The organism is Streptomyces sp. ADI95-16 (assembly GCF_003721495.1).
Taxonomy (GTDB): Bacteria; Actinomycetota; Actinomycetes; order Streptomycetales; family Streptomycetaceae; genus Streptomyces; species Streptomyces goshikiensis.
This window is the reverse complement of record NZ_CP033581.1, coordinates 2,744,176-2,758,650: the sequence shown is the minus strand read 5'-3', so window position 1 is coordinate 2,758,650 and position 14,475 is coordinate 2,744,176. Positions and strand designations below refer to the sequence as shown.

Genomic DNA, 14,475 nt, shown 5'->3' with positions numbered 1-14,475 from the left:
CTCGCCAGGTGGGGCATCGGGCCGGGGCGTCAGGCCCAGATGCGGACGGCCTCCATCTGGAGCGACTGGCCCGTGCTCCCCACGTACACCGGGTTGCCGGCCGCCGAGTTCAGCCAGCCGTAGTTCGCGATGTGCGCCTGCGCGGCCACGCCGCCTGAGCCGACCTGCACCCCGAGGGCCTCCATCCGCCGCGACTGACCGGTGGTGCCGACCGTCACTGCCGCGCCCTCACCGGCGCAGGCCCAGCCCTGCCAGCCGACTTCGGCGAGGTGGGCGTTGGCGCAGACGCCGCCGACCCCACGCGTCGCGATCACGACGGCCTCCATCCGCCGGCCCTGCCCCGTCGTCCCGGCGACCTGGCCGTCGCACACCGCCGCCTGCCAGCCGATGTCCTGGACGTGCGCGGAGTAACAGACGACCCGGGCGTTCGGCGCGAACGCGTGCTGCCGTGCCGTCGCCGCCTCCACCTCGGCGATCACCGAGGCCGGCGCCCGTACGGCGGAAGGCCCCGCGACCGCCGCGCTGCCCGCCGGAGCCGGAGCCTGCACCGACGGCCGCGCCTGGGCCTGCGCCACACCCGTGGCCCCCAGCACACCCGCCAGCGCCAGCCCCAAGACGGCGCCCGCGGCCTTGCTCATGGAATTCTTCACGGCATTCCCCTCCTGGTACCGACTGGTCGCGACCATCTGTACCGGCGTCCCGGAGCGGGGGGCAACAGATGGGGGGCGGCACGGCCGAGAGGGGACCCGACATGGCGCGCGCCGGGGGCTTGCGCGCGCTCCGGGACCTGTGCGTGCGGCGGCCGGTCAGCCGTCGAGACGCCGCTCCAGCAGGATCACGCCGTAGACCTTCCCGTCCTGGCCCTTCTTGGACGGAAATTCTCCGACGACCCGGTAGCCCGCGCCCTGGTAGTAGTCGACCAGCCGGGGGTTGGAGGAGACGCAGTCCAGCCGCGCCCGCTCCCGCCCGGTCCGGGCGATCCGCCACTCGGCGTGGTCGAGTATCCGGCGCCCCGCGCCCGCGGGCGCGGCCTCGCGCTCCACCATCAGCCGGTGCACGTAGCCCGCGACGGGCGGCTGCACGCCCCAGGCCTCCTCGTCGGACCACCAGAGCTCGTACGCCCCCACGACCCGCCCGTCGGCGTCCTCGGCGAGCCACACCTCGCCGTCGCGCATCCTCGCGCGGAAGTGCGCGGTGTCCTTACCGCCCGGCTTCCACTGGTCGATGCCGTTCGCCCGCATCCACCGGGCCGCCTGGTCGTACAGCTTCACCAGCGTGCCGGCGTCCTTCTCCACGGCCTGCCGGAACAACATCCCGTCGTCAATGATCACGCGGGCATTATCGCGTGGGCACGCTCAGGCGGGCCCCGGAATCAGCGCCGCCATCCGCCCGACCAGCACTCCGAAGGGCCCGTCGGCGGGCTCGTCGGCGAGGATCCGCACCAGGATCTGGGCCATCTCCTCGTCGTACGCGGCGCTGACGGCGGCCAGCGCGGCGAAGTCGTGCACCAGCTGCAACTCCAGCTCGGCCCGCGGGATCTCCCGGCCGTCGAGCCAGATCAGCGCCGTGGACTCGGCGAGCGACACCCAGGACCGCACGACGAGAGCCAGCCGCGCGGGCGGCCGCTCGATGCCGATGTGCTTGAGGATCTGCTCGTACGCCGCCTGCCGGACCTCGTCGATCAGCGCGTTGGCCCGGCTGCTCCCGGCGGCCGGCCCCCCGCGCATCAGCGCCGAGAAGCCCGGGCCGTGATCGTCGACGAACGCGAAGAACCGCCCCATGACCCGGAGCAGCCGCGATCCGAGCGGCCCCTCCTGGGGCTCCACGAACCGCTGCGCCAGGTCGTCGGCCGCCCGGCGCAGCGCGGCCTCGTACAGGCTGAGCTTGCCCGGGAAGTAGTGGTAGACGAGCGGCCTGGATATCCCGGCCGCCGCCGCGATCTCGTCGATCGACACATCGTCGGGCGACCGGTGGCTGAACAGCTCCAGGGCTACCCCGATCAGCTGCTGCCGCCGCTCCTCGACACCCATCCTGCGTCGCACCCCGGTTGTCATGCGGACACCCTACTTCGCCCCTCCCCACCTCTGACCAGGGCGGCGCCCTCCGAATGCCCTCGGTGGCGGGGCCGTTACAGGTCCAGGGTCAGGTGGTCCGACGCGGCCCGGGAGACGCACAGCAGCATGGAGTCCTCGCGCTCCGCGTCCGTCAGGAGCTCGTCGCGGTGGTCCACCTCGCCCGCCAGCACCCGGTGTTGGCAGGTTCCGCAGAAGCCCTGCTCACAGCTGTACGGGGTGTTCGGGAGCTCCCGGCGGACGGCCGCGAGGGCGGTTTCGTCCGCGCCGACCCGGACGGTGCGGCCGCTGCGGCGCAGGGTCACCGTGAACGGGCGGGCGGGGCCGGCGGCCGCCGCCGGGGCGAAGCGCTCCAGGTGGACCGCCGCCGGGTCCGGGGCCGCCGCCAGGACCGCCGCCATCAGCGGTTCGGGGCCGCAGCAGTAGACCGGGGTGCCCGGCGCCGCCCGGGCGAGCGGGCTCAGGTCGGGCAGGCCCGTCTCGTCCTGCGGGAGGACGGTGACCCGGTCCCCGTAGGCCGCGAGTTCGTCGAGGAACGGCATGGAGGCGCGGCTGCGGCCCCCGTACAGCAGGGACCAGTCCGCTCCGGCCGCGGTGGCCGCCCGGAGCATCGGGAGGAGCGGGGTGATGCCGATGCCGCCCGCGACGAACACGTACGAGGCCGCCGGGACCAGCGCGAACCGGTTGCGCGGCGGGCGCAGTTCGAGCTCCGCGCCCTCCACCAGCCGCGCGTGCGCCTCGCGGGAGCCGCCGCGGCCGTCCTCGACCAGGCGGATCGCGATCGTGTACCGGCCCGCCCGGGCCGGGTCCCCGCACAGCGAGTACTGCCGTACCAGCCCCGACGGCAGGACGACGTCCACGTGCGCGCCCGGGGTCCAGGCCGGCAGGTCCGCCTCTTCCAGCACCAGCCGCAGCACCCCCTCGGCCGGCTGCGTGCGCGAGACGATCAGGGCCCGCAGCCGCCGCCGCGGGGAGTGGCCCGAGACCGGGGTCTCCAGCGCGGGCAGCGGCCACAGCGGGGAGCGCCCGATGCGCCGGCGCAGGGCGCGCCGGGTCCAGAACGCGGCGCCCGCCACCGCCGTCACGGTCAGCGCGCGCCTCATGCCCGCACCCCGCCGTTCGCGCCGGGGGAGGAGGCCAGGTAGGCCACCGCCTGGGCCGTGGAGCCCTCCTGCGAGGGGTGGTACGTACGGGAGAGGTACGTCGGGATCGAGCGCAGCATCGCGCCCGCGGAGGGGAGCACGCCCTGCTGCCCCGCCCGGAAGAACTGGCCCAGGGAGGCCTTGGCGGCGGGCAGTTCGGGGTCGTTCTCCAGGAAGAAGCGGGTCCCGCGCTGCCACAGGAAGACCAGCGCCCCGAAGGCGGTCGCCCAGGTCCGGGCCCGGCGCCGGTAGCCGCCGTCCACGTGCATGAACAGGTCGAAGGCGACCGAGCGGTGCTCCACCTCCTCCGCGCCGTGCCAGCGCAGCAGGTCCAGCATCATCGGGTCCGCCCCGCGCCGGTCCAGCTCGTCCGCGTTCAGCACCCAGTCGCCCAGGAACGCCGTGTAGTGCTCGATGGCCGCGATCAGCGCGACCCGCTCCATCAGCCACCACTCGCGCGCCCTGCCCGGCGGCAGCGTCCGGTCCCCGAGCAGCTTCTCGAACAGCCAGTCCACCTGCGCCGTGTACGGGGTCGGGTCCAGGCCGAGCCGCTTCAGGTGCGGGAGCACGTCGTCGTGCGCGGCGGCGTGCATCGCCTCCTGGCCGATGAACCCGATGACGTCCGCGCGCAGCCGCTCGTCCGTGATGTACGGGAGCACCTGCTTGTAGACGTGCACGAACCAGCGCTCACCCGCGGGCAGCAGCAGGTGCAGCACGTTGATGGTGTGCCCGGCGAACGGATCGGAGGGCAGCCAGTGCAGCGGGGTGTCCTCCCAGTCGAAGGACACGTTCCGGGCGCTCAGGTCCATGTGCTGCGACGCCACGGGGGCGGGCGCGGGCGGCGTATTAGACATGGCGTCAATGTACTGATGGGTAAGGCCCGGGAGAACCCCTCTGCACCCACTTCCTGAGCGCCTCTCAGCGCAGCACCCCCGCCTTCGAGCCGTCCGTCAGCTTGCCCGTCAGGTCCACCTGCGCGCCCGCCGGAGCCTTCACCGCCAGCCGGTTGGCGTTCACCGTCCCGCTCACCCCGCCGCCCGACACCGCCAGCGAGGCGAACTGCGCACTGCCCGCCGCCAGGACGTACCACTGCCCGGCCCGCGACTTCCACAGCACGCCCGCCAGCACCCGGGGCTCCCGCGGCCCGCACGCCGGCGAGCCCTCGGCCTTCGCCGCCTGGGCCGCCAGCGGCGCGCCCGGGGCCAGGAACTGCGCCTGCACCCGGTCCGCGGTGCCCTGCCAGGTCTCGGCCCGGGAGCACAGCCAGGTCGCGGTGCCGTCGCCCTCGGGCAGCGGCTGCTTCGCGTACGTCCAGGCGTTGACCGTACGGACCCCGTGCGAGCGCACCGAGGGCAGCAGACACGCGGTACGCGACCACTCGCCGAGCTCCGCCGCCTCCGTCACGTCGCGCTCCGCGCCCGGCGCCCCCGAGGTCAGCCGGGCCGGGGTCAGCTCCCCCAGGTCCGTGACCAGCCGGGTCGCCCCGTCGCCGGTCAGGGCCAGCGCGTTCCAGGCGGTGCAGCCGCCCGCGGGGGCGGGGCTCACCACCGGCGGAGTGACCCCGTCCGGGGTCAGCTTCAGCACCGCCGGGCGCTCGGCCGGCTTGAGCAGGTCCCGCAGGGCCGCGCCCGTCACCCAGGGCGCCGTCAGATAGCGGGCGTTGCCGTCCACGCGGCTGAGCACCAAGGCGGTCGCGGTGTCCGCCGACGCCCCGTCGGTCCGGGCGAAGTCGAGGCCGACGAGACCGGTCCCGGTCAGCGGCTCGGCGTAGCGGACCACGCGCAGCCCGTCGTACAGCAGGACCACGACGGCCTGGTCGACGACGCCCGAGAACAGCAGCTGCGGCGGCCCCATCGGCGGGCCCGCCGGGGTGCCCGGCGTCGCCGAGACGACCACGGACGCGCCGGGCCGGGCCCAGGCGGCCAGCGCCCGGCGCAGCAGCTCGGTGTCGTCGGCCCGGTCGCCGCGGGCGGGCCACGCGGAGAAGTCGGTACGGGAGGAGGTCCGCCAGACGCCGGGCGAGACCCGCGTCAGCATCCCGGGGTCCAGGGCCTGCTCCGCCGCGGCGTTCAGCGCGTACGGCGGGGCCGCCGCCCCGTCCGCCCCCCAGCCCCCGCCCGGCAGCGCGAGCAGCGCCCCGCACACCGCGAGCGCGGCCCCGGCGGCCAGGGCGGCCCGTACGAAACGGCGCCGCCGCAGCAGATCGGTGGGCCGCGCCTGAAGGACGCACGGGTCGAACTCGGGGGAGGCGAACAGGGCGTCGTGCGCCGCGTCCCCGGATTCCGCGACCGCCGCCGCGGGGTCCGCCACCCCGGCCCGCGTCAGGGCCCGCAGCACCTCCGGCTCCGGCAGCCGCTCCAGCGCGCGCAGCACGCAGGCGGCCCGGCCGGGCCCGGTCAGGGCGGCCAGCCACTGGTCCAGCGCCAGCTCCTCGGCCCCGCCCGAGCGCGGGAACAGCCGCAGCCCCCACACCTGGGGGAGCAGCACCGGCAGCTGCCCGGGCAGCGGCAGCGCCCGGAAGGTCAGCGGGACACCGGCCTCCAGGGCGGCGCGCAGCACCCGCTGCCGGACGTACGCGTACCCCGACTCGGCCTCTTCCGCCTCGCCGCGCTGCGCCGGGACCCCGCCGCGCACCGGAGCCGGTCCGGCGCCCCGGCGCCCGCGCGGCAGGGCGCGCTGGGTCAGCGAATGGGCGGTGAGCACCCGGCGGCTCCGGCCGAGGGCGGGCGGCAGCACCAGGTAGGCGAGCCGCACCAGCCGCGGGTAGTGCTCGACGATGGCGGCCTCGGCCTGCTCGACGTCGGGCGGCACGGGAGACGAGGGGCGGGTGGCGGTATCCGGCGCAGTCACGTTCAGCAGAACGAGCGAATCGTCGGATGGTCACCCGGCCCGGGGGCGGCTCGGGCGGCTGGGGGGCTCGCGCGGCCGGGGGCCGGGGGCCGGGGGCCGGGGGCGGCTCAGGCGGTCAGCCGGTCCCGCAGCGCCCGCGTCGTCTCGTCGGGGACGCCCAGGCCCTCGCGCACGTACTTCTCCATCGACCCGTAGCGGGCGGCGACCTCGTCGAGCGCCGCCTCCAGGTACGAGGGGAACACCCCGATCAGCGCCAGCGCGAGCTCCGGGTCGCCGCCGGCCGCCGTGAAGCCCTCGATCATCGGGGCGAAGGCCTGCCGCACCGCCGGGTTGACCGAGAGGTATTCGGCCATCAGGGTCTCGTCGTCGGCGCCGAGCAGCGACAGGACGACGGTCGCGCCCCAGCCCGTACGGTCCTTGCCGGCCGTGCAGTGGAAGAGCAGCGGGCCGGCGGCCGGGTCGGCGGCCTCGGTGAGCAGCGTCCGGAACGAGGCCTGCGCCGATCCGGAGCGGACGAAGGACCGGTAGATGTCGGCGAACATGGCCCGCGCCCTGCCGCCGCCCAGGTGCTCCTCGGCGACGGCCGGGTCGGAAAGCAGGTCCTTGAGCTGGGCCGCGGCGGGTGCCTTGCCCGCGCTCATCGTGTCGGCGAGGACGTCGGCGATCAGCAGCCGGGCCCCGTCCGGCACCCGGTCGGGGTGAGCGGCGCGCTCCCCGGCGGTGCGGAAGTCGATGACGGTGCGGATCCCCAGGGCGGCCACCGCCGGATCGGCGTCGAGGTCGAGGCGGTCGAGCTGGCCGGAGCGCAGGAGGAGGCCGGGGCGCACGGTGCGGCCGCCCGCGAGGGGGGTGCCGCCGAGGTCGCGGAAGTTGGCGACGGTGGTGGAGGGGGTGGCGGTCATCGTGGCAGCTCCAGCGGTGTGCGGGGTGACGCGTGTCATCTAGGCGATTTTCGGATGTTTCGTCCGGGGAAGGCAATCGAGGGCCACCGAGAGGCCGACCCCGAGCCCCAGCGCCACCAGATGGCCGGCGTCGGTGAAGGTCCGCTCCCGCTTCAGCACCGGGACGGCCGCGAGCGCCAGCAGCCCCACCCGTGCGGTGGTGCGCACCGCGCCGCGCGGCAGCGCCGAGGTCAGCGCGCCGAGCACGGCGTTGAACCCGTAGCTGCTGCCCACGTCCAGGGACCGCCGGGTGTGCGTACCGGCCGACCCGCGCAGGACCCCGTAGACGAGGAGCGAGGCGGCGGCGTGGCCGAAGAGGAACACCGCCGCGGTCCACCAGGCCCCGTACGCGTACTCGGCGTAGCCGAGGACCGCGACCAGCAGCAGCGCGTACGGCAGCGGCATCGGCTCCTCGACGACGAAGGCACTGCTCAGCAGCGTTTCCCAGCGCCCGGCGGCGAGGTTGTCGACATTCGTCGAGCAGCCGCGCAACACCCGCTCCCGCTCCGCCGGGTCCAGCCGCTCCAGGGCGAACGCGCCGCACTGGACGCCGCCGGCGTACACGACGCCCAGTGGGGGAACCCATGGCAATGAATTCATCCGATCATGATGAGATACGGCCCTCTCGTGGGTGGGCACCGGCCCCCGTGGGAGCATGTTCCGGCCATGCCTGACACTTTCGCGCCGATGCGCGCCACGCGGGCCGCGATGTTCGCGGCGGTGTGTGTCGCTTTGGCCGCGGCGGGGCATTCGTACATGTCCGGCATGGATATTCCGATGACGGGCCTTCTCTGCGCCTTTGGGGTGATCGGGGCCCTCGCCTGGCTCGCCGCCGGGCGCCGCCGGGGGCCCTACGGGATCACCGCCTCGCTGCTCGCCGCGCAGGGGGTCCTGCACCTCACCCTTTCCGGAAGCCAGACGCCCGCGACGACCGCCGGCCACCCCCACCCGCCGGCCCCCGGCCTACCGGCGACCGCGTCGGGCTCATCGCCCACGGAGGGCATGCCCCACACGTCGCCCCCGCCGGCCGTGGACGGCCTGTCGGGCTCGTCGGCCATGGACGGCGTGCACCACATGCCGGGCCTGCCGGCCTCACCGGCGGTGGACGGCCTGAGCGGCGTTCCGGGCCTGTCGGCCTCGTCGGCCATGGACGGCGTGCACCACATGTCGGGCCCATCGGTCATGGACGGCGTGGGTGGCATGGGCGGCATGGACCACATGACTGGTCTGTCGGGCTCGTCGGTCATGGACGGCCTGACCGGCATGACGGGCCTGTCCGGTGGGAGTGGCCTGACCGGCCTCGACGGCATGACCGGCATGACCGGCATGGACGGTCTCGACTGGCTGACCGGTCTGTTCGCGATGGCCGGGCACGGTGGCCTCGGAATGATCGCCGCCCACCTGCTCGCCGCCCTGTTCTGCGCCGGCTGGCTCGCCTGGGGCGAGGTCGCCGTCTTCCGGCTGGCCCGGGCCCTCGGCGCGACCGCGCTGCTCGCCGCCCGGCCGCTGGCCAGCGCGCTCGCGCTGGTACGGACCCAGGTGGCTCCCGTACCGCCGCGGCCCGCGCCCCGCCGGACCTGTGCGCGGCCGCGCCGGCTGCGGGGGGCCGTGCACGCCCATGCCGTCGTGCGGCGGGGACCGCCCGGGGGCCGTGCCCTCCGAGCCACGGCCCCCGGCCTGCCTGCCCGCGCCTGACGACCGGCGCACCTCCCGCCCCACGGCGAGGGGGAGGCGAGACCCGGGGCTCATCACCCATGTCTTCGCCAACCCTGAGGACCACCATGTCTCTTGACGAGAGCCAAACCATCCGCCCCGCGGACACCACCACCCCCACCCCCTCGCGCGCCGATGCCCCGGTCCTGGGCGCTGACACCTCGGGCTCCAGTACCGATGCCCCGGTCGCGGGCGCCGACGCATCGGGCTCCGGCGCCCCTGACCTGGGCGCCGATGCCCCGGTCGCGGGCGCCGACGCCTCGGGCTCCGGCGCCCCGGTTGCGGGCGCCGACGCCCCGGACCCGGGCAACGGCACCCCGGACCCCGAGGCCCCGTCTGGCAGAGGCCCGCGTTCCGGGGGGTGGGCTGCGGTGCGGCCGCTCGTGCTGCGGATGCACTTCTACGCCGGGCTGCTCATCGCCCCGCTGCTGTTCATCGCCGCCGGTACCGGTCTGCTCTACGCGCTGTCCTGGCAGGCCGAGAGCATCGTCTACTCCGACGAACTGACCGTCTCCCGCGTCGGCGACGGCGCCGTGCCGCTCAGCACGCAGGTCCGGGCCGCCCAGAGCGCCGCCCCCACCGGCAAGGTGATCGGCGTATGGCCCGCGCCCGAGGCCGCGGACACCACCCGGGTGGTCATGGAGAAGCCGGGGCTCGCGGAGGGCGAGACCCTCACCGTCTTCGTCGACCCGTATACCGCCGACGTGCGCGGGCAGCTCACCACCGAGGGCGACGCGCTGCCCCTGCGCGCCTGGCTGAGCGAGTTCCACTCCAGCCTCCAGCTCGGCGAGTTCGGCCGGAACTACAGCGAACTCGCCGCCAGCTGGCTGTGGGTGGTCGCCCTCGGCGGCCTGGCCCTGTGGATCGGCCGGCGCCGCTCCCGCCGCGCGCTGCTCGTCCTGCCCGACCGCAAGGCCACCGGCCGCCGCAAGACCCTGTCCTGGCACGGGGTCGTCGGCCTCTGGGCCGTCGCCGGTCTCGTCGCGCTGTCCGCGACCGGCCTGACCTGGTCGAAGTACGCCGGTGAGAACATCGGGGAGCTCCAGGACCGCCTCGGCGGGGCCACCCCCGCCGTCTCCGCCACCCTCGGCGAGGCCGCGGACTCCGCCGGGGCCGACGAACACGCCGGGCACCAGATGCCCGGGGGTGCGCAGATGCCCCCGCCGCAGCCCACCGCCGACATCGGCATCGACAAGGCCGTCGAGGCCGCCCGGGCCGCCGGGGTCAGCGACCACGTGCGCGTCACGCTGCCCGCCGAGGGCAAGGGCTATGTGATCAAGGAGCAGGACAAGCAGGTGCCGGTGCACCTGGACGCCGTCGCCGTGGACCCCGCCGACGGCAAGGTCATGGACGAACTGCGCTTCGCCGACTACCCCGTCCTCGCCCAGCTGACCCGCTTCGGCATCGACCTGCACATGGGCCAGACCTTCGGGCTCGCCAACCAGCTCGCGCTGGCCGCGCTCGCCGTCGCGCTGATGTTCCTGGTGTTCTGGGGCTACCGGATGTGGTGGCTGCGCCGGCCCACCAAGGACCGCGCGCTCTCCTTCGGCCGCCCGCAGCCCCGCGGGGCCTGGCGGAAGGCGCCCGTGACCCTGCTGCTGCCGCTCGCCGCCGTGACCGCGGTGGTGGGCTGGTTCGTACCGATGCTCGGGATCAGCCTGATCGCGTTCCTCGCGATCGACGTGCTGCTCGGCTTCGTGGCCGGCCGCCGCGCCGCCGCCGCACGGGCCTAGGAACGCGGAACGGGCCCGTACTCCCGCCGGTCGCGGGGTACGGGCCCGGGGCTCACGGCGCGTACTTGTAGCCCACCCGGCGCACCGTCTGGATCGCGTCGCGGTGGGCCGCGCCCAGCTTGCGGCGCAGCCGGGCGATGTGGACGTCCACGGTCCGGCCGTCGCCGACGTGGCCGTAGCCCCACACCGTGGTCACCAGCTGGTCGCGGCTGTGCACCCGGTGCGGGTGCGCCACCAGGTGGGCCAGCAGCTCGAACTCCAGGTACGTGAGGTCGAGGAGCTCGCCCTCGACCTCGGCGGTGCGCCGCGCGGTGTCGATGCGGACCAGGGAGTCGCCGAGGGTCGAGGCCGGGGTCTCGGCCGCCGCCGCCGGGTGCCCGGCGACGGCCTGCGGGCCGCGGTGGAGCGCGGACGGCTGCGGCTGCGGCTGGTGTTCGGCGGGTACGAGGACCAGGTAGCCGATCATCGGCGGCTGGCCCGGCAGCGTCGGCAGGCTGTGCTGCGGCGCGGGCAGCCAGGTGGCGCCGGGCGGCAGGAGGTCCACGACCCGGGCGACCTCGTCCCGGTCCACGGCGCGCAGCCGGTGGCGCGGACTGGGCGGGAACGGCAGCGGTGCGGTCGCGGCGGAGGAGGGGGCGGAGGCGAGGGAACGGGTGTTGGTCATGAGTGGTCAGCTCTTTCACGCGGAGTGGTCGGCAGGAGACGTACGCATGGCGTCGTAAGTCGTCGTTGTCGTACCGCGCAGACCGAAGGCCCCGGGGCAGGTCTGGTGGAGGTCCCGGAAGGCTTTAGAGGGCCGGCGCGTTCTTCGCGCGGCGACACACCCGGTCGAAATCGTGGTCCTGACGGGACGGCCAGAACGGTTCGAGGTCGCTGCGACCTGACGGGGTGTAGTGCGGGTGGCTGGCCATGGCCTCATTGAAGCAGATGGTGGTGAACCTGGGCAGGGTATGTCTCACCTGGTGGAGCGGAATCTCAAATTCAGCGAGTGGCCCCGGATTTGCCCAGGACAATCCGGGCGAACCATCAACTGGCCGGCCGTCTCCGCCGGTCCATGCCGGTCGCCCGTATCGCATCGTGGGCACCGCCGTCCCACGACGGGGCCGGCCCCAACGCCTCCGGCGGCGCCCGCCGGCCACGGGGGCCGGGCGGGCGCCGCTCGGTGGAGCGGGAGGGTTCGGCGCTCTCAGACCAGGCCGTCCTTCTCCAGTCCGGTGCAGCAGGTGTCCACGATCAGGCGGGTCACCACGTACGGGTCCACGTTCGCGTTCGGGCGGCGGTCCTCGATGTACCCGCGGCCCTCCTGCTCGACCTGCCACGGGATGCGGACCGAGGCGCCGCGGTCCGAGACGCCGTAGCTGAACTCGTTCCACGGGGCCGTCTCGTGCAGGCCCGTGAGGCGCTCGTCGATGCCCGCGCCGTAGTTCTTCACGTGGTCCAGCGGCTTGCTGCCCTCGCCCAGCGCCTCGCACGCGGAGATGATCGCGCGGTAGTCCTCGCGCATCGCCTTGGTGGAGAAGTTGGTGTGCGCGCCCGCGCCGTTCCAGTCGCCCTTGACCGGCTTCGGGTTCAGGGTCGCCGAGACGTTGAAGTCCTCGGCGGTGCGGTAGAGCAGCCAGCGCGCGATCCACAGCTGGTCCGAGACCTCCAGCGGGCCGACCGGGCCGACCTGGAACTCCCACTGGCCGGGCATGACCTCGGCGTTGATGCCGGAGATGCTCAGGCCCGCCGAGAGGCAGTGGTCCAGGTGCTTCTCGACGATGTCGCGGCCGAATATCTCGTCCGCGCCGACACCGCAGTAGTAGCCGCCCTGCGCGGCCGGGAAGCCGTTGACCGGGAAGCCGAGCGGGCGGGCGCCGTCGAAGAAGGTGTACTCCTGCTCGATGCCGAAGATCGGCTCCTGGCCGGCGAACTTCTCCGCGACCGGACGCAGCAGCGCGCGGGTGTTCGACTCGTGCGGGGTCATGTCGATGTTGAGGACCTCGCACAGCACGAGGACGTCGTCACCGCCGCGGATCGGGTCCGGGCAGGAGAACACCGGCTGCAGCACGCGGTCGGAGGCGTGGCCCTGGGCCTGGTTGGTGCTGGACCCGTCGAAGCCCCAGACCGGCAGCGCGTCGCCGTCGCCGAGGATCCTCGTCTTGGAGCGAAGCTTCGCCGTCGGCTCGGTGCCGTCGATCCAGATGTACTCAGCCTTGTAGCTCACGGGCCCATCCTTCGGTGCGTCTCCGGCGCAGACTCCGCGGGTGCTGCGGCTGCGGTATGACCGCAGCGTGCCCGGCCGCGATTTCTCTTCCGTTGCCCTTGCGTGAACCCCGTGTTACCGACGTTTACACCGCAGGTGGGACGGGTTGTGCGGGTTGGTGGCGGCGCGCCCGCCCGGGTGGGGCAGACTGGGCCCGTGAGCCCTTCATACGATATGAACCCTTCCGGTGGTCCTGTCGGTGAGCCGGCCGGCACGCCCTCCCGCCCCCGGGTCGGGCTGCTCGGGACCGGTCCCTGGGCCCGGAGCACGCACGCGCCCGCCCTCGCTGCGCACACCGGCTCCGAGTTCGCCGGCGTGTGGGGCCGGCGGCCGGAAGCCGCCGCCGCGCTGGCGGCGGAGCACGGCGTGAAGGTGTACGAAGACCCCGACGAGCTGTTCGCGGACTGTGACGCCGTGGCCTTCGCCCTGCCGCCGGACGTCCAGGCCCCGCTCGCCGTGCGCGCGGCCGCCGCCGGCTGCCACGTCCTGCTCGACAAACCCGTCGCCACGACGGTGGCGGACGCCCGGGCCGTCGCCGCCGCGGTGGCCCGGCGCCGGGTCGCGTCCGTCGTCTTCCTCACCCTCCGCTTCGCGGAGCCGACCGCCGGCTGGGTCGAGGAACAGGCCCGGCGGACCGGGTGGTTCACGGCCGCCGCGCACTGGCTCGGCGCCGTCTTCCCGCCCGACGGGACGCCCGGCGCGTACGCCGACTCGCCCTGGCGCAAGGCCAAGGGCGGGCTGTGGGACGTCGGCCCGCACGCGCTGTCCGTCCTGATCCCGGTGCTCGGCGAGGTCACCGCGGTCAGCGCCACCCGGGGCCCCTCCGACGTGGTGCAACTCGCCCTGCGGCACGGCTCCGGCGCCGCCAGCACCGCCGTGCTCTGCCTGGGCGCGCCGCGCGCCGCCGCCGGGGTGGGCCTGGAGCTGCGCGGGGCCGACGGGGTGTTCTCGCTGCCCGACTGGAATGACGTACCGGGCGCCTACGGCCGGGCCCTGGACGCCCTGCTCGCCTCGGCCCGCACCGGGGTGCCGGATCCGCGCGGGGCGGAGTTCGGGGCCCGGCTGACCGAGATCCTGGCGGAGGCGCAGGCGCAGCTTCCCGACTGAGCGCGGCGCGGCCGGTCCCGGGCGGTCCCGGGCGGTCCCGGGCGGTCCCGGGTCCCGGCCGGTCCCGGGCTCCGGACTCGGCGGGCCTACTTCAGCACGGCGTTGGCCACGATGATGGCGAGGCCGATGGTGGCGTCCGCGAGCCCGATCAGCAGGGCCGAGCCGAGCCGGTAGCCGACCCGGAGCGCCACGAAGGAGCCCCAGGCGAACAGCAGCGCGGTGTTCAGGCCGAGCCCGATCGCCGTCACCCCGTACGAGTCCCAGCCGGCGATCCCGGCGGCGACCAGGAGCAGGACGGTGGGGAGGGTGGCCACGATCACCGGCCACTCGTTCCACAGCGCCCGGGCCAGCACGTGCCAGCGGTACGCGGCGGAGCCCGGCTGATGGCTGGTCATGTGGTGCGAGTAGCCGTGCGCGAGCGCGGCCGCGGCCGCCGTGACCAGGACCCAACTGGCGTCGTAGAAGGGGGTGTACTCCCCGCCCTTCTGGTCGAGCGCGGCCAGCAGGCCGCTGGCGAGCACGGTCCCGTACACCCCGCCGAACATCCAGTCCGGGCCGCGCCGGGGCGGGGGGAAGGGGCGCCCGTTCGGGGTGGGCCGTGGTGCGGGCTGCGGCTGCTGAGTGTCGTTCACGGTGGGTCAGTCCCGGCCTTTTCGTGTCGTTTGTCCCCTT

The 14,475-nt window shown here is 74.8% G+C and carries 14 protein-coding genes; 3 read left to right on the top strand and 11 right to left on the bottom strand.

Annotated features, from left to right (window positions below; translation table 11 throughout):
• Positions 1-29: 29 nt before the first annotated feature.
• From EES41_RS12015 to EES41_RS11980, 8 genes are all read right to left on the bottom strand, one after another.
• Positions 30-650 (bottom strand): polysaccharide deacetylase, encoded by a 621-nt coding sequence (locus EES41_RS12015; RefSeq protein ID WP_123077936.1) that lies wholly within the window; start codon positions 648-650, stop codon positions 30-32.
• A gap of 156 nt (positions 651-806) precedes the next feature.
• Positions 807-1,331 carry a GNAT family N-acetyltransferase gene (locus EES41_RS12010; protein WP_123077934.1) on the bottom strand — a complete coding sequence of 175 codons (525 nt, stop codon included), beginning with the start codon at positions 1,329-1,331 and terminating at the stop codon, positions 807-809.
• A gap of 24 nt (positions 1,332-1,355) precedes the next feature.
• Positions 1,356-2,054 carry a TetR/AcrR family transcriptional regulator gene (locus EES41_RS12005; protein WP_123077932.1) on the bottom strand — a complete coding sequence of 233 codons (699 nt, stop codon included), beginning with the start codon at positions 2,052-2,054 and terminating at the stop codon, positions 1,356-1,358.
• A gap of 74 nt (positions 2,055-2,128) precedes the next feature.
• Positions 2,129-3,175, bottom strand: a complete 1,047-nt coding sequence (locus tag EES41_RS12000; protein WP_123077930.1) for a PDR/VanB family oxidoreductase — start codon at positions 3,173-3,175, stop codon at positions 2,129-2,131.
• Complete coding sequence (locus tag EES41_RS11995) at positions 3,172-4,068, bottom strand: metal-dependent hydrolase (protein ID WP_123077927.1); 897 nt, start codon at positions 4,066-4,068, stop codon at positions 3,172-3,174. The genes EES41_RS12000 and EES41_RS11995 overlap by 4 nt, the downstream gene beginning before the upstream one ends.
• Before the next feature lie 64 nt (positions 4,069-4,132).
• Complete coding sequence (locus EES41_RS11990; protein ID WP_123077925.1) at positions 4,133-6,073, bottom strand: hypothetical protein; 1,941 nt, start codon at positions 6,071-6,073, stop codon at positions 4,133-4,135.
• Between the two features lie 98 nt (positions 6,074-6,171).
• Positions 6,172-6,966: a tyrosine-protein phosphatase gene (locus EES41_RS11985; protein WP_123077923.1), complete on the bottom strand. Its 795-nt coding sequence runs from the start codon at positions 6,964-6,966 to the stop codon at positions 6,172-6,174.
• Positions 6,967-7,005: 39 nt separating this feature from the next.
• Complete coding sequence (locus tag EES41_RS11980) at positions 7,006-7,605, bottom strand: rhomboid-like protein (RefSeq protein ID WP_254211411.1); 600 nt, start codon at positions 7,603-7,605, stop codon at positions 7,006-7,008.
• A gap of 177 nt (positions 7,606-7,782) precedes the next feature.
• Between EES41_RS11980 and EES41_RS11975 the strand changes: the two genes are divergently transcribed.
• Positions 7,783-8,700, top strand: a complete 918-nt coding sequence (locus EES41_RS11975; protein WP_216827255.1) for a hypothetical protein — start codon at positions 7,783-7,785, stop codon at positions 8,698-8,700.
• Positions 8,701-9,110: 410 nt separating this feature from the next.
• Positions 9,111-10,451, top strand: a complete 1,341-nt coding sequence (locus EES41_RS11970; RefSeq protein WP_254211752.1) for a PepSY domain-containing protein — start codon at positions 9,111-9,113, stop codon at positions 10,449-10,451.
• Between the two features lie 52 nt (positions 10,452-10,503).
• Here EES41_RS11970 and EES41_RS11965 read toward each other — a convergent pair whose 3' ends face one another.
• On the bottom strand, positions 10,504-11,115 hold the full coding sequence (locus EES41_RS11965; RefSeq protein WP_123077917.1) for a winged helix-turn-helix domain-containing protein: 612 nt from the start codon (positions 11,113-11,115) through the stop codon (positions 10,504-10,506).
• Positions 11,116-11,637: 522 nt separating this feature from the next.
• A complete protein-coding gene (gene glnII, locus EES41_RS11960; RefSeq protein WP_123077915.1) occupies positions 11,638-12,657 on the bottom strand; it encodes a glutamine synthetase in 1,020 nt (339 codons plus the stop codon).
• A 213-nt stretch (positions 12,658-12,870) separates the two neighbouring features.
• Here glnII and EES41_RS11955 point away from each other — a divergent pair, with 213 nt between their 5' ends.
• Entirely contained in the window at positions 12,871-13,803 is a 933-nt protein-coding gene (locus EES41_RS11955) for a Gfo/Idh/MocA family protein (RefSeq protein ID WP_123077913.1), read from the top strand.
• Between the two features lie 86 nt (positions 13,804-13,889).
• On the opposite strand, the gene EES41_RS11950 is transcribed toward EES41_RS11955, so the two are convergent.
• On the bottom strand, positions 13,890-14,435 hold the full coding sequence (locus EES41_RS11950; RefSeq protein WP_254211410.1) for a hypothetical protein: 546 nt from the start codon (positions 14,433-14,435) through the stop codon (positions 13,890-13,892).
• Positions 14,436-14,475 lie beyond the last annotated feature (40 nt).